This window comes from Flavobacterium sp. LS1R10 (genome assembly GCF_003968825.1).
Taxonomy (GTDB): domain Bacteria; phylum Bacteroidota; class Bacteroidia; order Flavobacteriales; family Flavobacteriaceae; genus Flavobacterium.
The window spans coordinates 182,831-202,120 of sequence record NZ_RYDH01000002.1; the positions used below are offsets into that span (position 1 = coordinate 182,831).

At 34.1% G+C, this 19,290-nt stretch carries 14 protein-coding genes and 1 tRNA gene; 8 read left to right on the forward strand and 7 right to left on the reverse strand.

Going from position 1 to position 19,290, the window contains the following annotated elements; genetic code table 11:
- Window positions 1–167 precede the first annotated feature (167 nt).
- The 6 genes from recQ to aroB form a co-directional block, all read right to left on the reverse strand.
- Entirely contained in the window at window positions 168–2,273 is a 2,106-nt protein-coding gene (recQ, locus tag EKL96_RS05980) for a DNA helicase RecQ (protein WP_126459541.1), read from the reverse strand.
- Window positions 2,274–2,360: 87 nt separating this feature from the next.
- Window positions 2,361–2,759, reverse strand: coding sequence for a DNA primase (locus EKL96_RS05985; protein WP_126459544.1), 399 nt, complete (start codon window positions 2,757–2,759; stop codon window positions 2,361–2,363).
- Between the two features lie 8 nt (window positions 2,760–2,767).
- Complete coding sequence (locus EKL96_RS05990) at window positions 2,768–3,739, reverse strand: deoxyhypusine synthase family protein (RefSeq protein ID WP_126459548.1); 972 nt, start codon at window positions 3,737–3,739, stop codon at window positions 2,768–2,770.
- An 84-nt stretch (window positions 3,740–3,823) separates the two neighbouring features.
- Window positions 3,824–5,224, reverse strand: a complete 1,401-nt coding sequence (locus EKL96_RS05995) for an arginine decarboxylase (protein ID WP_126459553.1) — start codon at window positions 5,222–5,224, stop codon at window positions 3,824–3,826.
- A gap of 53 nt (window positions 5,225–5,277) precedes the next feature.
- Complete coding sequence (locus tag EKL96_RS06000; RefSeq protein ID WP_126459556.1) at window positions 5,278–5,457, reverse strand: hypothetical protein; 180 nt, start codon at window positions 5,455–5,457, stop codon at window positions 5,278–5,280.
- A 56-nt stretch (window positions 5,458–5,513) separates the two neighbouring features.
- Window positions 5,514–6,581 (reverse strand): 3-dehydroquinate synthase, encoded by a 1,068-nt coding sequence (gene aroB, locus EKL96_RS06005; RefSeq protein WP_126459560.1) that lies wholly within the window; start codon window positions 6,579–6,581, stop codon window positions 5,514–5,516.
- A 92-nt stretch (window positions 6,582–6,673) separates the two neighbouring features.
- Between aroB and EKL96_RS06010 the strand changes: the two genes are divergently transcribed.
- Window positions 6,674–7,843 carry a proline dehydrogenase family protein gene (locus EKL96_RS06010; RefSeq protein ID WP_126459563.1) on the forward strand — a complete coding sequence of 390 codons (1,170 nt, stop codon included), beginning with the start codon at window positions 6,674–6,676 and terminating at the stop codon, window positions 7,841–7,843.
- Between the two features lie 117 nt (window positions 7,844–7,960).
- Here EKL96_RS06010 and EKL96_RS06015 read toward each other — a convergent pair whose 3' ends face one another.
- A complete protein-coding gene (locus EKL96_RS06015; protein WP_126459567.1) occupies window positions 7,961–9,748 on the reverse strand; it encodes an ABC transporter ATP-binding protein in 1,788 nt (595 codons plus the stop codon).
- Between the two features lie 211 nt (window positions 9,749–9,959).
- On the opposite strand from EKL96_RS06015, the gene EKL96_RS06020 reads away from it, so the two are divergent.
- From EKL96_RS06020 to EKL96_RS06050, 7 genes are all read left to right on the forward strand, one after another.
- Window positions 9,960–10,037 (forward strand) — tRNA-Val (locus EKL96_RS06020).
- Between the two features lie 356 nt (window positions 10,038–10,393).
- The gene (gene lon, locus EKL96_RS06025) at window positions 10,394–12,844 is read left to right on the forward strand and encodes an endopeptidase La (protein WP_126459571.1); all 2,451 of its coding nucleotides are present in this window, start codon (window positions 10,394–10,396) and stop codon (window positions 12,842–12,844) included.
- Between the two features lie 165 nt (window positions 12,845–13,009).
- The gene (gene porQ / locus EKL96_RS06030; protein WP_126459574.1) at window positions 13,010–14,032 is read left to right on the forward strand and encodes a type IX secretion system protein PorQ; all 1,023 of its coding nucleotides are present in this window, start codon (window positions 13,010–13,012) and stop codon (window positions 14,030–14,032) included.
- A 34-nt stretch (window positions 14,033–14,066) separates the two neighbouring features.
- Window positions 14,067–14,762, forward strand: coding sequence for a (d)CMP kinase (gene cmk, locus EKL96_RS06035; protein ID WP_126459577.1), 696 nt, complete (start codon window positions 14,067–14,069; stop codon window positions 14,760–14,762).
- 75 nt (window positions 14,763–14,837) lie between these two features.
- Window positions 14,838–16,214: a nucleoside permease gene (locus EKL96_RS06040; protein ID WP_126459580.1), complete on the forward strand. Its 1,377-nt coding sequence runs from the start codon at window positions 14,838–14,840 to the stop codon at window positions 16,212–16,214.
- A gap of 385 nt (window positions 16,215–16,599) precedes the next feature.
- On the forward strand, window positions 16,600–18,381 hold the full coding sequence (gene rpsA, locus EKL96_RS06045; RefSeq protein WP_126459583.1) for a 30S ribosomal protein S1: 1,782 nt from the start codon (window positions 16,600–16,602) through the stop codon (window positions 18,379–18,381).
- A 339-nt stretch (window positions 18,382–18,720) separates the two neighbouring features.
- On the forward strand, window positions 18,721–19,275 hold the full coding sequence (locus tag EKL96_RS06050) for a fasciclin domain-containing protein (protein WP_126459586.1): 555 nt from the start codon (window positions 18,721–18,723) through the stop codon (window positions 19,273–19,275).
- Window positions 19,276–19,290 lie beyond the last annotated feature (15 nt).

The following is a 19,290-nucleotide window of genomic DNA, read 5'->3' on the forward strand; positions in this document are numbered from 1 at the left end:
ATTTTTTTAGAAAGTATTTATGACTTTCTTTTCCGTTAAAAATAATTTTTGTGATGCCGGGAAATTCTTTAAACAATGTTTCAAAATCAGTTTCTTCTTGGTTTTTGATGGGAATATTTCAGTTTCAGAATTTACAAAATCCAGAAAGGATTGTATCATATTAAGGTTTAAAGTATAGCTTTTTCTTTTTCGAGTATGGCTAATGCTAACCGGATTTTTCCGTAGTCTATTTTTTCTTCAAAATAATCAAAATAAGGTTTTAAGGCATTTGGTGATTCCAGTTTTATTTGCGCTTCAGCAATTTGAGAAACTTCTTCTTTTGAGATAAGCGAATCCAAATCTATATTAGCTCCATCAACATACAGTTTTGCTAAATGAGACATAATTGTACTTAAACCTAATTTTCTTTTTTGGGCAATTTCCTCTACAGAGAATCCGGTAGTATAAAGTTCTAATGTTTCTTTGTAGGTTGTGGCTTCTTTTTTCTTTTTAGCGCCTTTTGCTTTCTGGAAATCTTGGATAACTTTTATAAAAGCATCGCCATATTTTTCCAGTTTTGCTTTACCAACGCCGTCAATTGCCAATAATTCTGTTTCGCTCATCGGTCTTTCAATTTCCATTTGGCGTAAAGCCGCATCAATGAAAATCACATAAGCCGGTACAGATTCTTCCTTAGAAATTTCGTACCGTAGTTTACGTAAAGTTTCAAAAAGTGAATTTGCAACGGATTTGGTTTGTTTAATTTCTTGCTTGTCGATATTGATTTTTTGAACTGTGGTCAGCTGTACTTTCTCACCTTCAAATAATACTTTTTTTGCAAAGGCTGTCAATTTGATTTTGTTTTGCTGGTGAAAAGCAATTTCACAATAGCCCAAATTGATCAATTGTATCAAATATTGATTCCAGTCATACCATGATAAATTAGCACCAACACTGTATGTTTTCAGGTTTTGGTATTCTTTTTCATAAATATATGCATTTTTTGAACCGCGTAAAAAGTCAATGATTACTGGTAATGGTTCTATTTTCTTCAACCGAATAATTGCCGATAAAGCTTTTTGAGCGATCACCGTTCCGTCAAAAAAAAGTGGTGGATTTTTACAAATATCACAGTTTTCACAATTCTCTGTGACAAGTTCGCCAAAATAGGAAAGCAATATTTTTCTGCGACAACTCAACGCATCGGCATATTGTTTCATTCGTTCTAATTTGGCCAGTTGCACTTCAGCATTCAAACCTTGAGAGGCAAATTTTTGCAACTGAATCAGATCGCCATAACTTTCGAATAATACCGTTTCTGATGGTAATCCATCGCGACCGGCACGACCAATTTCCTGATAATAGCCTTCAATATTTTTAGGTAAGTTATAATGAATGACCCAGCGTACATTGGATTTGTCAATTCCCATTCCAAAAGCAATGGTAGCACAAATCACCTGGCAATCATCATTGATAAATTCATCCTGTGTTTTAGAACGAATTTTCGTGTCTAAACCTGCGTGATACGCTTTGGCATTCACGCCTGTTTTTTGTAATTTTTCAGCCAATTCTTCTGTTGTTTTTCTGCTTAAACAGTAGATAATTCCCGATTCATTGGGCTTTTCTAGGATGAAATCTATAATTTGTTTGACTCTGTCCAAAGCGGGACGCACTTCTAAACTTAAATTTTTTCGATCAAAAGAAGCAACAAATATTTTTGGATTTATCAAATTTAATTGTTGGCTAATATCTTTACGTGTAGCCTTATCAGCCGTTGCAGTTAAAGCTAATATTGGAGTAGAAGGGAAGCGCTTTTTGAGGTATCCTAAATTAGTATATGCAGGACGAAAATCATGTCCCCAAGCTGAAATGCAATGTGCTTCATCAATAGCAATTAAACTTATGGTCAAACTATTGAAAAGATTATCCAGAAACGATAGGCTTTCCGGAGCGATATACACTAATTTAATCACATTCGATTTTAACCTTTCGATATAAAACTGACGTTCATTTTCAGTTTGGCTACTGTTGATGAAACAGGCTTCAATACCATTTGCTTTCAGACTATCTACCTGATCTTTCATCAAAGCAATCAGTGGAGAAATTACGATTGTAATTCCCGGAAAAACCAATGCGGGCAATTGAAAACAAATTGATTTTCCTCCACCTGTAGGCATAATTGCCAATGTATCCTGTCCGGAAAGTACACAATTTATTATCTCTTCCTGGTTTGGGCGAAATTTTTCAAAACCAAAGTTTTCTTTGAGTTTGGCATATAAAATTTGATTAGTCATTTTGGCGTATATTTAGAAGTCTAAAGTTATAAAAAAAGGAACTCGTGAATGAGTTCCTTTTAATAAATATATTTGAGAAGGGATTAATTAATCCTCTTCATCGTCATCGTCATCATCTGAAAAATCTTTTTCGTCTGCATCTTCATCATCATCTCCTGAATCAGTATCTGGTTTATCATTAGCATCATCCTCATCATCATCATCCATATCGTCCTCTAAATCAAGCCCTTTAATTGGTTCAACAACTTCATCGATGATTATTTCATCATCTTCATCATAATTTTCAATTCTATCAGCCAGTTTTGTGCTCACTTTTACTAAATAAATGGTATCTTCAGTTCGTACTTCAACTGCTTCAACTAATTCATTTTTAGCGTTTCTAAAACTAATAATATTTGAATCATCATAACCATCTGGAAATTTATCAACCAATAGGTTTAAAATTTCATTGGTAAGTTTGGCGTAATCTACAATTACTCTTTTCATAAAATATTCTATAAATCTAATAAATAAGCGAAAATTAAAGGAGCTACAATGGTAGCATCGGACTCAATAATGAACTTAGGGGTTTTAATGTCTAATTTACCCCACGTAATTTTTTCATTTGGCACCGCTCCAGAATACGAACCGTAACTGGTTGTTGAATCTGAAATCTGACAGAAATAACTCCAGAAAGGAATGTCATGCATTTCCATATCTTGGTATAACATTGGTACTACACATATTGGAAAGTCTCCAGCAATACCACCACCAATTTGAAAGAAACCTACACCATTTGTACTGTTTTTAGGATACCAATCAGACAAGAAGACCATATATTCGATACCGGATTTCATTGTTGAAGCTTTTAAATCTCCTTTTATTACATAGGATGCAAATATATTTCCCATGGTACTATCTTCCCATCCCGGTACAATGATAGGCAAATTTTTCTCAGCGGCTGCATACATCCAGCTGTCTTTTAGGTCAATTTCATAATATTCTTCAAGAACACCTGAAAGCAACATTTTGTACATAAACTCATGCGGAAAATATCTTTCGCCTTTATCATCTGCATCTTTCCATATTTTGTAAATGTGTTTTTGCAAACGACGGAAAGCTTCATGCTCCGGGATACAAGTATCAGTTACACGATTTAATCCTCTTTCTAATAAATCCCATTCGTCCTGTGGAGTCAAATCACGGTAATTAGGAACTCTTTCATAATGAGAATGAGCGACTAGATTCATCACGTCTTCTTCGAGATTTGCACCAGTACACGAAATAATATGCACTTTGTCCTGACGAATAATTTCAGAAAAAATCTTACCAATCTCGGCAGTACTCATAGCTCCAGCCATGCTCACCATCATTTTTGCACCATTGGCTAATTGTTCTTCATATGCCTTAGCGGCGTCAACTAAAGATGCAGAGTTGAAATGCAAATAATGCTTTTCTATAAACTGACTGATTGGTCCTTTGCTCATTTTTATTTATTTAAATACTTAGAAATCAATTCGTTAAAATTAGTATTTCAAATTTAACGAATTTTTATATTGAATAATTGTTATTTATTTTTTGTCGTACCCTAATATTTTCAAAACATCGTCGGAGGTTTGTTGTTCGGAGAAAACCTCAGTAGCTAAAATACCATTTTCGTCTCTGTCTATTAATATGTGTTTGGGTTGCGGAATCAAACAGTGATGCAAGCCACCGTATCCGCCAATCGTTTCCTGATAAGCCCCCGTATTGAAAAATCCTATGTATAACGGTTTTTCTTTGTTGTATTTGGGGAGATAGATTGCGTTCATATTTTGCTCGGAGTTGTAATAATCATCGCTGTCGCATGTCATTCCTCCTAATAAAACTCTTTCGTAAGTTTCATTCCAGCGATTCACAGCCAGCATGATAAAACGTTTGTTTATAGCCCAAGTGTCCGGTAGCGTTGTGATGAAAGAGGAATCAATCATGTTCCACTTTTCTCTGTCATTTTGTTGTTTTTGATACAATATCTGGTATATTGCACCGCCACTTTCTCCTACTGTGAAGGACCCGAATTCAGTGAAAATATTTGGAACCTCAACCTCGGCTTCATCGCAGGCAATTTTGATTTGATTGATAATTTCGTCAATCATATATTGATAATCGTACTCGAATGCTAATGAATTTTTGATCGGAAAACCACCGCCAATATTCAGTCCATCAAGTGTAGGGCACTCTTTTTTTAATGCAATATAAACTTTGATACATTTTACTAATTCATTCCAGTAATAGGCATTATCATTTATTCCTGTATTGATAAAAAAGTGCAACATTTTTAGTTCCAATTTTTTATTTTCCTGGATTTGTTTTTTGTAAAAATTGACAATGTTTTTATACCCTATTCCTAATCTTGACGTGTAAAACTCAAATTTAGGTTCTTCCTCAGCAGCAATACGAATTCCGATTTTGAATTTCCCTTTTATTTGTTCTTGTAAAAGATCAAGCTCTTCATAATTATCAATAATTGGAATTGCATTTTTATGTCCATTATTTATTATTCGGGCTATATTTTCAATATACTGATCTCTCTTAAAGCCATTGCATATCACATAGGTGCTTTTATTAATTTTTCCGTTTGCCAGTAAGTTCTCAACAATATTGATATCAAAAGCAGATGACGTTTCAATATGGATGTTATTTTTAAAGGCTTCATTCATTACAAATTCAAAATGAGAACTTTTAGTACAATAGCAGTAGTAATATTTTGCCTCGTATTTGTTTTTCTCCATCGATTTACGAAACCAGCTTTTGGCTTTGTTAATGTTGTTGGAAATTTGAGGTAAGTAGGTGAATTTTAATGGAGTGCCATATTGTTCTACCAATTTCATTAAATCGATATTATGAAACTGAAGGTTGTCTTTGTTTAAAGTAAATTCTTCCTGTGGAAAATAGTAGGTTTGATTGATTAAATCAGAATATTTTGTATTCATTAGATGTCATAAATTTATAGATTAAAATATTGTAAAATAAAGAAACCCATAATTCAAACCCGAATATTTGCATAGATAATCTGAAGTTTTTCGTGATCTGCTTTCATGTATTGAAAAACATCAAAACTAAAGTTTCCTTTGATAGAATAAAAACGTTTCAATATTCTTAGAAAAGAGATATTGTTTCGGGTTTTATTACAACTATAATTTTGTTTGTTTTGACTTTTTTTCATTACTGCAAATGTAAAAAATATTATATACGCAATGCAATCCTTTTTATAAAAAATAATTAAGATTTATAATCCTGAAAGGCATTAAGAATTAATTCATTTTCAACCATTTGATTGATTTTTATTTTTCCGATACCTTCTATCAATGCGAACTGGATGTTTCCATATTCGTTTTTTTTGTCGTGAATCAGTAATTCTAAGATTGGTTTGATATCATTTTCTTCAAAAACGATGTCGGTATAAATAGCCTTTATACTGGATTTTATCTGAGAATATTCTTCTATATTGATCAGTTTTTTATGTAGTGAAAGGTAACTCTCTAATATCATCCCAACGGCTATGGCTTCACCGTGCAATAAAGTTGTTTTGTTATCATTTTCCAAAAAATAACTTTCAATGGCATGACCCAGTGTGTGACCAAAATTCAACGCTTTTCGGATATTTTTTTCGGTTGGATCTTGCAGCACAATTTCATTTTTTATCTCGACTGAACGGTAAATTAATACATCAAAATCAGCAAAATCTATAGTCTTTAAATCTAAAAATTGCTCCCAATATTCTTTATCATAAATCAAACCGTGTTTCAGCATTTCGGCAAGACCGGAACGCATTTCGTTTTGTGGCACTGTTTCTAAATATTGAGTATCAATAAGCACCATTTTAGGCACATTAATAACACCGATTTGGTTTTTTAAATTTCCTAAATCCACCCCGTTTTTGCCACCTACAGAAGCATCAACCATTGCGAGTAAAGTGGTTGGAACGTGAATAAAATCAACACCGCGTTTGAAGGTGGATGCTACAAAACCACCTAAATCAGTGACAACGCCACCGCCTAAGTTAATGATAAGGCTTTTTCTGTCAGCCCCAAGTTCCGTGAGTACTTTCCAAATTTGGACGCAAGTCTCAATATTTTTATTTTCTTCGCCACAATCAAATTCAATGATTTCAATTATAAGATCAGTTTCCAGAACAGGAAGAAAATGGGGCAGACAAAACTCATTAGTATTGCTGTCAACAATAATAAATAGGTTGGAGTATTTATTTTCTTTTAAATGAAGGTTTATTGCTTCATATCCTTTTTCGTTAAAATGTATCGGGTAACTGTTGGCTTGAATTGATTGCATCTGTATGGATTAATTGGAACCGCAAAATAAGGCATTTTTTGCTAAATAATATTCAAAACTCTGTCTATATTTGTACAAAAATCTAACAAATAATGGAAAAAATATTCAATAATACTCAAGTTGCCTTTTCATTAAAAAGTGATACGGAACTTGACAGAGCTTATTTTCTTTTCAAAATGATTGCTAATCAGCCTCTGGTACGTATTGGAACTGCAGTTACAAATTTTGCCCTTAAAGCCAATCTTCCTGTTGAAGGTTTGATTCGCGCTACAGTTTTTGACCATTTTTGTGGTGGGATAAATGAAGTGGACTGTCTTTCGGTGGTAGATAAAATGTATACCAAAGGAGTTTCCTCTGTTTTGGATTATTCTGTAGAAGGAAAAGAAGCCGAAGATCAATTTGATGCCGCGCTTGAAATGACCTTGAAAACTATTGAATTTGCCAGAGAACGCCAAGCCATTCCTTTTGCCGTTTTTAAACCAACCGGTTTTGGGCGTTTTGAATTATATGAGAAGTTGGGCGAAAAACAAACATTGACTCCAGAAGAACAGGCAGAATGGAATAGAGTGATGGCTCGTTTTGATTTAGTTTGTAAAGATGCCCATTCTAAAAATGTTGCTCTTTTGATAGACGGTGAAGAAAGTTGGATGCAAGATGCGGCTGATGATTTAGTGACCGAAATGATGCGCAAATACAATAAAGAAAAAACCATTGTTTTCAATACGTTGCAAATGTACCGTTGGGATCGTTTGGATTACTTGAAAAAATTACATGAACAGGCTATAAAAGAAGGTTTTTTTATCGGAATGAAATTGGTTCGTGGTGCGTACATGGAAAAGGAAATTGTTCGGGCTGCTGAAAAAGGATATCCATCACCAATTTGCGCTTCAAAAGAAGCTACGGATGAAAATTATGATGGTGCTGTGCGCTATATGACGGATCATTTAGAGGTAATGTCTGTTTTTGCAGGTACCCATAATGAGTCCAGTACTTATACGCTAATGGAATTAATGACGGAGAAAGGAATAAAAACTAATGATGACAGAATCTGGTTTGGACAATTGTATGGTATGAGCGATAACATCAGCTACAATATGGCCGCTAATGGCTATAATGTTGCTAAATATTTGCCTTTTGGTCCAGTTAAAGATGTGATGCCGTACTTAATTCGTCGTGCGGAAGAAAATACTTCCGTAGCGGGACAAACGAGTCGTGAATTAGAAATGATAAAAGCAGAACGCAATCGAAGAAAAGGGAAGTAGGAAAGTGGTCAGTGATCAGATTTTAGTATTCAGTTATATTAGAATTTATAAAAAGTTTTAATAAAAAACTCCATTCAGCTTATTGAATGGAGTTTTTTAATGTCAAATTTATGAAATCTAAAAATTGCTAAACTGCAGATTACTTAAATTTTTATAAATCCCATTTTCTAGAGCGATTAATTCCTGATGTGTTCCTTGTTCTGTGATTTTTCCTTTATCCAAGACCAAAATTTGATCCGCACTGCGAATCGTCGATAGGCGGTGCGCTATTATAATACTAGTTCTTCCTTGCATTAAAATCTCTAAGGCTTCCTGAACTAGTTTTTCACTTTCACTATCTAATGATGATGTGGCTTCATCCAGAATTAAAATACTTGGATTTTTCAATAATGCTCGGGCTATGGCAATACGTTGTCGTTGTCCGCCGGAAAGTTTAATACCTCTTTCTCCCACAATTGTTTCAAATTTTTCAGGGAAACTTTCGATAAAATTATAGGCATTGGCTTGTTTTGAAGCAGTAACAATTTCTTCTTCGGTAGCATTGGGATTTCCATAAGCAATATTCTCTCTGATGGTTCCTCCAAATAATATTACGTCTTGCGGCACAATACTCATGTTTCCACGAAGACTTTCTAAATCAAAATCATAAATATTTTTTCCGTCAACCAATATTTCTCCTTCATCAATAGTATAAAAACGCAATAATAGGGAAGCAATAGTCGATTTTCCGGTTCCGCTTGGCCCTACAATAGCAATTTTTTGACCAAAATTAGCCGTAAAATTGACGTCTTTTAATACTTTAATTTCTTTTCTGGAATGGTAACTGAACGCTACATTCTTGAAAGTGACATTGCCTTTTATTTTTTCAATTGCAGCCGGATCACGCACCGAATTTATTTTTTCAGGAGTTTCATCTAATAATTCAAAAACACGTTCGGTTGCGCCAATCGCTTTTTGGATTTGGGCATATAGTTCCGCAATTCCGCCAAAAGAAGCACCTACAAATGTAGAATACAACACAAACGAAATCAATTGGCCAACGCTCATTTCTCCACTAATACTCAATCGAACACCAAACCAAACTACGGCAACAATAGCTCCAAAAAGACAGAAAATAATGAATGAAGCAAAATACCCTCTGTATTTTCCGCCTTTAATGGCAATTGCAACCACTTCTTTTATTTTTCCGTTGTAACGGGCAATTTCGTACCACTCATTGGCAAAAGCCTTAACAATACTGATGCCTTGCATGGTTTCTTCAACAATTACTTGACTTTCGGCCACTTTATCTTGAACATTTTTTGAATATTTCCTGATGAATCGCCCAAAAATAACCGCAGCAACGGCCACTAGTGGCACTACGGACAACATCAATAATGTCAATTTGATGCTTTCATTGGCCAATAAAAGAACGCCACCAATAATTAAAATGAATTGTCTTAAGAATTCGGCTATAGTAGATGTTAAAGTATCTTGTATCTGGGTAATATCTGAACTGATTCTACTGTTTAATTCGCCAACACGCTTTTGCGAGAAGAAAGACATAGGTAGTTTTACCAAATTGCTGTACAGTGATAATCGTAGATTAGCTAAAGTATTCTCCGTAAAATTGACAAATAAATACAATCTAAAAAACGAAAAAATGGACTGAAGAAATAAGATTACAATTAAACCACCCGCAATCATGTTAGCTTGAGTATTGTCTTTGTTTTTCACACAATCAATTAGCATTCCCATCAACTTAGGAAAAGCAAGAGCAGTCGCTCCAGTGAATAATAAAAAAACTAATCCTACATAAAATTTCCATCGGTGATTTCCTGCATATTGAAATATTACAGTTGCTTTTTGGAGTGAACTTGCAGTAATTTTTGATTTTGGTAAATCGTTTTCTTTGAACCTGGCCATTATCTATTGTTTATGTCGCAAATGTAAGACTATAGCGAATGAATACAAAAAAATACTAGTTTTTCATTACAAAGATAAAGTGCTATTATAGAGCACGAAAGAAAACTGAGTCACTATTTTATTGATTTTTTTTACTTTTTTGCTTGCAGATACGATTTCTAGCTGTATATTTGCACTCGCAATAAGGATATGAAAATATCTGCATTGTTTAGGGCAATTAGCTCAGCTGGTTCAGAGCACCTCGTTTACACCGAGGGGGTCGGGGGTTCGAACCCCTCATTGCCCACCATAAGGGACAAGGAAGAAAAATTCTTCTTTGTCCTTTTTTTATTTGAAAAATTTTTTAGCAGTCTGACTGAATCAAAAACTAACACTTCCTCCTATTTATCAAAGACATTTCATAGGTAATATTTACCTATGCGAATCAAGTGTTGAAAAAAGCTAAAAAAAAAGAAAGATATATCTTTCGAATTATTTGTAGGAAGATAAAATTAATTTGCTTTTACTTTGGCATAATGATTGTCTCTTTTAGGGTTGTACAAATTATTAGTGTCATACAACGATTTTATTTAAATTAATACTATGATATCATATATTTACTTGGCAAATGAAAATTTTTAATGACAAAAAGACTTAAATAAATATATGTCAAATCATAAAATACTTACTATTGACAATCTGTCACTTCAGGAATTTGATTCGGAAGCAGATTTAATTCCACTTTTGACTCCCGAAGACGAGGAGGAAATGAACAATGAGGCTTTACCTGAATTATTGGCTATATTGCCCTTGCGGAATATGGTTTTATTTCCAGGAGTTGTAATACCAATTACTGCGGGACGCGATAAATCGATTAAATTGATCAATGACGCTAACGCTGCAGGGAAAACTATTGGAGTTGTTGCTCAAATCAATGAGGAAGATGAAGACCCAACCAAAGCAGATATTCATAAAATAGGTACGGTAGCCCGTATTTTACGTGTACTGAAAATGCCTGACGGGAATATAACGGTAATTCTTCAAGGTAAAAAACGTTTTGAGATTGAGACTGTTATTGATGAAACATCTTATATTACTGCAAAAATCAAGGAAGTTCCAGAGAAAAGACCTAAGAAAAACGATACTGAATTTGTTGCCATTCTGGATTCAATCAAAGAATTAGCGATTCAGATTATAAAAGAAAGTCCAAACATTCCCAGTGAAGCTACTTTTGCCATCAAGAATATTGAAAGCCAATCGTTTTTAGTCAACTTTGTGACTTCGAATATGAATTTGACAGTTAAAGAAAAACAAGATTTATTAGCGATTAATGAGTTGAAAGAAAGAGCTTTAGAAACGCTTCGCTACATGAATATTGAGTTGCAAAAACTCGAATTAAAAAATGATATTCAGTCTAAAGTTCGGTTTGATTTAGACCAACAACAGCGTGAATATTTCCTGCACCAGCAAATGAAAACCATTCAGGAAGAATTAGGTGGAGTTTCTCAGGAAGAGGAAATGGACGAAATGTTACAGAAGTCCTTGACCAAAAAATGGGACGAGAAAACCAAAAAACATTTTGATAAGGAATTGTCTAAAATGCGTCGCATGAATCCCCAAGCGCCTGATTTTGGTATTCAAAGAAACTATCTGGAGTTGTTTTTGGAATTGCCTTGGAACGAATATTCTAAAGATAAATTTGATTTAAAAAGAGCACAGAAAATATTAGATAGAGATCATTTTGGTCTTGAAGATGTTAAGAAAAGAATGATAGAACATTTGGCAGTTTTAAAATTGCGAAATGATATGAAATCCCCAATTATTTGTTTGACAGGACCTCCCGGAGTTGGAAAAACATCTATTGGACGCTCTATAGCAGAAGCTTTAGGCCGAAAATATGTTAGAATTTCTCTTGGTGGGTTGCGTGATGAAGCGGAAATTCGCGGACATAGAAAAACGTATATAGGTGCCATGCCTGGACGAATTATCCAAAGCTTGAAAAAAGCCGGAACCTCAAATCCTGTTTTTGTTTTGGATGAAATCGATAAATTATCAAACAGCAACCAAGGTGATCCGTCATCAGCATTATTGGAAGTTTTAGATCCGGAACAAAACAATTCTTTTTATGATAATTTCCTTGAAATGGGATATGATTTGTCTAAAGTGATGTTTATTGCTACATCGAATAATATGGCTGCGATTCAACCTGCGTTGAAAGACAGAATGGAAATCATCAAAATGTCAGGCTATACGATTGAAGAAAAGGTAGAAATTGCACGTCAGCATTTGTTTCCAAGACAATTGAAAGAACATGGTTTGACAACCAAAGATTTAACTATTGGTAAAAAACAATTAGAAAAAATTGTCGAAGGATACACACGTGAATCCGGAGTTCGTGGCCTAGAAGCTAAAATTGCTCAAGTAATCCGTAATGCAGCAAAATCCGTTGCAATGGAGGAAGCGTATAATAAAAAAGTAACGGATGACGATATCATAAAAACGCTAGGTGTTCCAAGGCTAGAAAGAGATAAATACGAGAATAATGATGTTGCCGGAGTAGTAACTGGTTTGGCCTGGACCTCTGTTGGCGGTGATATTTTGTTTATAGAATCGTTGCTTTCCCCAGGAAAAGGAACCATGACAATTACCGGAAACTTGGGTACAGTAATGAAAGAATCTGCCACCATTGCTTTAGAATATATTAAGGCCAATGCATCATTTTTAGGATTGGATTCAGAGCTGCTTTCTAAATATAACATTCACTTACACGTTCCGGAAGGAGCCACTCCAAAAGACGGACCAAGTGCAGGAATTGCAATGCTGACGTCCTTAGTTTCGTTATTTACACAAAAACGAGTGAAGAAAAACCTAGCCATGACAGGAGAAATTACTTTACGTGGGAAAGTATTGCCAGTAGGCGGAATCAAAGAAAAGATTTTGGCTGCAAAAAGAGCCAATATTAAAGAAATTATTCTGTGTCATGAAAATAAGAGTGATATTGATGAAATAAAACCTGAATATCTGGAAGGACTTTCTTTTCATTATGTAAAAGAAATGAGCGAAGTATTGAAATATGCTCTAACTGATCAAAAGGTTAAAAACGCTAAGGATTTGTAATAAAAACAAATTCTAAATTTAAAATCCAACTTCTAAAACTTGATTTTCAAGCAAAGGAATTTGGATTTTTTTATTTGTAATTACCAGTTTTAAAGTTGCCATTTATTGTATTTATAATTTTATCTTCGCAGTTGCGTTTTACTTATACAAACTCCAATTTAAAGCATGCTAAAAAAACTATATCTGTACTCTTTTATTTTTGTTTGTGCTGTGTCTTACAGTCAAATAGGAGGGAAGTACACCTATCAGTTTTTAAATTTAGTGACCTCACCAAGACAGGCAGCTTTAGGCGGGAAAGTGATTACAATTTATGATGAGGATGTCAATCAGGTCCATTTTAATCCGGCTACTATAAATGCAGAAATGGACAACCATTTGGCTTTGAATTACGGGAGCTACTTTAATGAAGTGACTTATGGAACTGCTTCGTACGCGTATACATACGATCGTCATTTACAGACCTTTCAGGCGGGTATAAATTATGTAAATTATGGTAATTTTGAAGGATTTGATGAAAATGGCCAGCCTACGGCAGCATTTACTGGAAGTGAAATAGCGCTTTCTTTCGGGTATGCCTATAATATTCCCTATACGAATATTCATATTGGTGCGAGCGCTAAATTGATTTCTTCAAATTTAGACATTTATAATTCTTTTGGTGGTGCGTTAGATATAGGCGCTCTTTTTATTGATGAAAAAAATGATGTCAATTGGGCTTTGGCCATTCGAAATATAGGCACACAGTTTTCAACGTATAATGGTACAAATGAAAAACTGCCACTAGAAATAATCGCAGGAGTGTCACAGGAATTAGAAAATGTCCCTATTCGCTGGCATCTTACTTTAGAGAATTTACAGCAATGGAATATTGCTTTTTCAAATCCAGCTAGAGCTACATCTTCATTTAATGGAGAATCAACCGAAGAGAAGGTGCCATTTGTAAATAATGCTTTGCGTCATGTAATTATGGGAGTAGAGCTTTTTCCTAAAAGAGCCCTTAATTTGCGATTGGGATATAATTTTAGACGAGCCGAAGAATTACGTATTGTCGAGCAACGTAATTTTTCAGGAATTTCATTGGGTTTTGGACTTAAATTAAATAAACTTAAATTTAATTATTCGTATTCAAGATATACGTTAGCAGGAAATACAAGCCTTTTTGGATTGACAATTAATTTTCAAGAATGATTTTGATATAACATTGAACTTTAAATTTTACATTTTGAACAAAAAAATCACCATTGCGATTGACGGTTTTTCATCAACCGGAAAAAGTACTTTAGCCAAACAACTCGCAAATCATTTTGGATATGTATTTGTAGATACCGGAGCAATGTATCGTGCCGTTACTTTTTTTGCGATGCAAAAAGGATATGTTAACGCCACTTTTTTTGATAAACAAGCATTGATTAATAGTTTGTCAAATATTAAGTTGCAGTTTAAATTCAATACTGATTTGGGTTTTGCCGAAATGTATTTGAATGATGTGAATGTCGAAACTGAAATCAGAACGATTGAAGTGTCTAGTTTTGTTAGTAAAGTAGCCGAAGTTTCTGAGGTTCGCAGTAAATTAGTCGAACAGCAAAAAGAAATGGGAAAAGACAAAGCAATTGTGATGGACGGCAGAGATATAGGTACCGTTGTTTTTCCGGATGCCGAGCTTAAAATATTCATGACCGCCAGTGCAAGCACAAGAGCAAAAAGACGCTATGACGAGTTAGTTCAAAAGGGCGATAGTATCACGTATGAAAAAGTTCTCAAAAATGTAGAAGAGCGGGATTATATTGATACTCACCGGGAAGATTCTCCCTTGATAATGGCCGATGATGCGATAGAAATTGACAATTCACATTTAAATCGTAAAGAGCAATTTGAGCTTGTTTTAGAATTAGTAAATGAAATTACTAAAACGATATAATTAGTTGCAGATTTAATTTTTAATAGTAGATTTACGCCTTGTAAATTTTTTAAAATAAAAAAAACAATTCATCGCATGGGAATTAAAAATAGATTGGTAATAATGAGTTTTCTTCAGTTTTTTGTTTGGGGAGCTTGGTTGATTACCATTGCAAATTATTGGTTTGGCACCAAGAATTGGGAAGGAACTCAATTTGGATTGGTTTTTGGAACTATGGGAATTGCTTCTTTATTTATGCCGACACTAACCGGAATTATTGCTGATCGATGGGTAAATGCTGAGAAATTATATGGAATTCTTCATATTTTGTATGCTGCAGTATTATTTTTTATCCCACAAGTTACTACTCCGGAAACCTTTATTTATAGTATGCTTTTAGCAATGTGTTTTTATATGCCAACGATTGCTTTGAGTAACTCAATTTCTTACACGGCTCTAAAATTAAACAATAAAGATGTAATCAAAAATTTCCCTCCAATACGGGTTTGGGGAACAATCGGTTTTATTGTTGCTATGTGGATCACTAATTTGACCGGAAATAAAGCAACGGAATATCAATTTTATATTGCAGGTTTAGCAGCGGTACTTTTGGGAATTTACTCTTTTACGTTACCCAAATGTAAACCGCAGCGCTTGTCTAAAGAGAATGCTTCTGTGATGGAAACACTAGGATTAGAATCCTTTAAGTTATTCGCAGATTATAAAATGGCTTTGTTCTTTGTTTTCTCCATGTTTTTAGGAGGCGCTTTACAATTAACAAATGCGTACGGAGATGTTTTCTTGGATGAATTCAAACATTTTCCAAAATATGCTGATTCTTTCGTAGTGGAATATTCAACTATTATCATGTCGATTTCTCAAATATCGGAGACTTTATTTATTCTTGCGATTCCTTTTTTTCTAAGACGTTTTGGTATCAAACAAGTGATGTTGATCAGTATGCTGGCTTGGGTATTGCGTTTTGGATTATTTGCTTACGGCAATCCTACAGACGGGTTGTGGATGATTATTATGTCCTGTGTGGTATACGGAATGGCATTTGATTTCTTTAATATATCAGGATCATTATTTGTTGAAACCACCACAGATCCAAAAAATCGTTCTTCGGCACAAGGATTGTTTATGATGATGACCAATGGTTTTGGAGCGGTTTTAGGAAGTTTTACTTCGGGATGGGCTATTGATAAATACTTTACAAAATCATTTAATAATACTACAGATTTAGCTGGTTTTCTGGAAACAGAAACGACAAATTCAAAGATGTTAGAATTTGTGACTGCTCAAGGGAATACAATTACGGCTGATGGATTGTTTAGTAAAGCCATTTTTATGAAAGACTGGCATACCATTTGGTTGGCTTTTGCTATGTATGCACTGATAATTGCCTTGGCTTTTGCCGTTTTATTCAAGCACAAACACAATCCTGTAGATTTTGAAAATGTAAGTCATTAGAAAGGAAAGAAAAATAAAAAAAACCGATAACTAAAAATAGTTATCGGTTTTTTTATGCTGGGAATCAAATATTTACATAACTAGCCCCGAGTGAAGCGGTATCCTTTTATACAGTATCCAGCCTTCAAAAGGCTGGATACTGTATAAAAGATATAGCGGAAAGCGGGAGTAATCGTCATAAAAACCCCAAAACGTACTGCTCCTAAAAACCAAGACATTATCGCATTTAAATTATTTTGCAAATTAAGATAAATGTGTTACTTTTGCAGTCCTTTTGGTGAATAAGAGTTTCCTTTAGGTATTACTTAATTATACAAACAACTTCTGTTGTTTTCTAGCACATTAAGAAACTCGAGAGAATACAGAATACAAATTTTCAATCAGCATGTCTGAACAAGTAAAATCACAAGAAGAGTTTTTAGCAAATTTTAACTGGCACAACTTTGAAGAAGGTATTGATGCAGTGGATCAAAAAAACTTATTAGAATTTGAAGAACTAGTTTCAAAAACATTTATCGCTACGGATCAAGAAGAAGTAGTAGATGGAACAGTTGTTAGAATTACAGATAGAGACGTTATTGTTGATATCAACGCAAAATCGGAAGGTGTTATTTCATTGAACGAATTCCGTTACAACCCAAGCTTAAAAGTAGGTGATACTGTTGAAGTATTAATTGACATCCGTGAGGATAAAACAGGTCAATTAGTATTGTCTCACAGAAAAGCACGTACTATCAAATCATGGGATAGAGTTATTTCGGCTAACGAAACAGGAGAAATCGTTAATGGTTTTGTAAAATGCAGAACTAAAGGTGGTATGATCGTTGACGTTTTCGGAATTGAAGCGTTTTTACCAGGATCTCAAATTGATGTTAAACCAATTAGAGACTACGATGTATATGTAAACAAAATGATGGAATTCAAAGTGGTAAAAATCAACCACGAATTCAAAAATGTTGTTGTTTCTCATAAAGCGCTTATTGAAGCGGATATCGAAATCCAGAAAAAAGAAATCATCGGTCAATTGCAAAAAGGACAAGTATTAGAAGGTGTTGTTAAAAACATTACTTCTTATGGTGTCTTTATTGACTTAGGTGGAGTTGATGGATTGATTCACATTACTGACCTTTCTTGGTCAAGAATCAACCACCCATCTGAAGTATTGGAATTAGACCAAAAATTAAATGTTGTAATCCTTGATTTCGATGACGAAAAAACAAGAATTCAATTAGGATTGAAACAATTAAACGCTCACCCTTGGGATGCTCTAGATGCTAAATTAGCAATTGGAGACAAAGTAAAAGGTAAAGTAGTTGTAATAGCTGATTACGGTGCATTTATTGAAGTGGCTGAAGGTGTTGAAGGTTTAATCCACGTTTCTGAAATGTCTTGGTCTACTCATTTACGTTCTGCTCAAGATTTCGTAAAAGTAGGAGATATTGTTGAAGCAGTTATCTTAACATTAGACAGAGATGACCGTAAAATGTCATTAGGTATCAAACAATTGTCTCAAGATCCTTGGACTGATATCACTTCTAAATATCCTGTAGGTTCTAAACATTCAGGTATCGTTAGAAACTTTACAAACTTTGGTATTTTCGTAGAACTAGAAGAAGGAATTGATGGATTGATTTACATCTCAGACCTATCTTGGACAAAGAAAATCAAACACCCATCTGAATTTGTAAATGTTGGTGAAAAACTTGATGTAGTAGTATTAGAATTAGATGTTGATGGACGTAAATTATCTTTAGGTCACAAACAAACTACTGCTAATCCTTGGGATCAATATGAAGATTCATTTGCAGTTGGAACAATCCATAACGGTGAAATCTCTGAAATTGTTGACAAAGGAGCTACTGTAGAATTTGGTGATGATATCGTTGCTTTCATTCCTACACGTCACCTTGAAAAAGAAGACGGAAAGAAATTGAAAAAAGGCGAAACAGCTGATTTCAAAGTTATCGAATTCAACAAAGAATTCAAAAGAGTAGTTGCCTCTCACACTGCTATCTTCCGTGAAGAAGAAGAGAAAAATGTAAAAACAGCTACTGAAAACACATCATCTTCAGCATCTACAAACAATGCTTCGGCATCAACTTTAGGTGATAGTAATGATGTATTAGCAGCATTAAAAGCTAAAATGGAAAAGTCAGAGAAAAAATAATTTCTTGATTTTTTGAAAATAGAAAGCTCCACAGTAATGTGGGGCTTTTTTTTGCTTCCTTTTTAAGGAGCATAACATATAAGTTCACCATCCACAATCGTCCCGCTGTTCGCAGTATCTTTTTATTGTGCAGTACTAATTTTTAAAAAATAACTTTGGGTAGCACCATAAAAAGGATACTTGCTGCCATCTGGGCTATTTTACTTCGTTTCATTTTCATAACACTATTAAAAAAATATAATTATTTGAAAATCAATATTTTGAAAAATATTTTTATTTTTTTAAAACCAAAAGTAATAATAGTGCGTAAATGCTTTTATATAACTTTAAAAAAAAAATATGAAAACTAGAAAATTTTTATCAATTGCATTAATGACATTAGTATTTGGAGCTACATCTTTCGCTCAAAAAAGTGTAATGGTTGGAGGAGCAGCGATGTATCCAACTAAAAATATTGTTGAAAATGCGGTAAACTCTAAAGACCATACTACTTTAGTTGCAGCTGTAACAGCAGCTGGTTTAGTTGAAACATTACAAAGTACAGGACCATTCACCGTTTTTGCCCCAACAAATGCTGCGTTTGATAATTTACCAGCAGGAACTGTAACTACATTGTTAAAACCAGAAAACTTAAAGATGTTACAAACAATACTTACGTACCATGTTGTAGCTGGAAAAATGAATGCTTCAGATATTGCTAAAGCAATTAAAATGGGAAAAGGAAAAGCAACCTTAAAAACAGTTAGTGGCGGAAACTTAACTGCTTGGATGAAAGGTAAAGATTTATATATCTCGGATGAAAATGGAGGAAAATCTAAAGTAACAATTGCTGATGTGAACCAATCTAATGGTGTGATTCACGTTATTGATGCAGTTGTATTACCTAAACAATAATTTTTGATTAGAGGT

What these genes read in the sequence shown, in the direction of transcription:
- recQ (WP_126459541.1), bottom strand. Translation starts at nt 2,273, where the DNA reads ATGACTAATCAAATTTTATATGCCAAACTCAAAGAAAACTTTGGTTTT.
- EKL96_RS05985 (WP_126459544.1), bottom strand. Translation starts at nt 2,759, where the DNA reads ATGAAAAGAGTAATTGTAGATTACGCCAAACTTACCAATGAAATTTTA.
- EKL96_RS05990 (WP_126459548.1), bottom strand. Translation starts at nt 3,739, where the DNA reads ATGAGCAAAGGACCAATCAGTCAGTTTATAGAAAAGCATTATTTGCAT.
- EKL96_RS05995 (WP_126459553.1), bottom strand. Translation starts at nt 5,224, where the DNA reads ATGAATACAAAATATTCTGATTTAATCAATCAAACCTACTATTTTCCA.
- EKL96_RS06000 (WP_126459556.1), bottom strand. Translation starts at nt 5,457, where the DNA reads ATGAAAAAAAGTCAAAACAAACAAAATTATAGTTGTAATAAAACCCGA.
- aroB (WP_126459560.1), bottom strand. Translation starts at nt 6,581, where the DNA reads ATGCAATCAATTCAAGCCAACAGTTACCCGATACATTTTAACGAAAAA.
- EKL96_RS06010 (WP_126459563.1), top strand. Translation starts at nt 6,674, where the DNA reads ATGGAAAAAATATTCAATAATACTCAAGTTGCCTTTTCATTAAAAAGT.
- EKL96_RS06015 (WP_126459567.1), bottom strand. Translation starts at nt 9,748, where the DNA reads ATGGCCAGGTTCAAAGAAAACGATTTACCAAAATCAAAAATTACTGCA.
- lon (WP_126459571.1), top strand. Translation starts at nt 10,394, where the DNA reads ATGTCAAATCATAAAATACTTACTATTGACAATCTGTCACTTCAGGAA.
- porQ (WP_126459574.1), top strand. Translation starts at nt 13,010, where the DNA reads ATGCTAAAAAAACTATATCTGTACTCTTTTATTTTTGTTTGTGCTGTG.
- EKL96_RS06040 (WP_126459580.1), top strand. Translation starts at nt 14,838, where the DNA reads ATGGGAATTAAAAATAGATTGGTAATAATGAGTTTTCTTCAGTTTTTT.
- rpsA (WP_126459583.1), top strand. Translation starts at nt 16,600, where the DNA reads ATGTCTGAACAAGTAAAATCACAAGAAGAGTTTTTAGCAAATTTTAAC.
- EKL96_RS06050 (WP_126459586.1), top strand. Translation starts at nt 18,721, where the DNA reads ATGAAAACTAGAAAATTTTTATCAATTGCATTAATGACATTAGTATTT.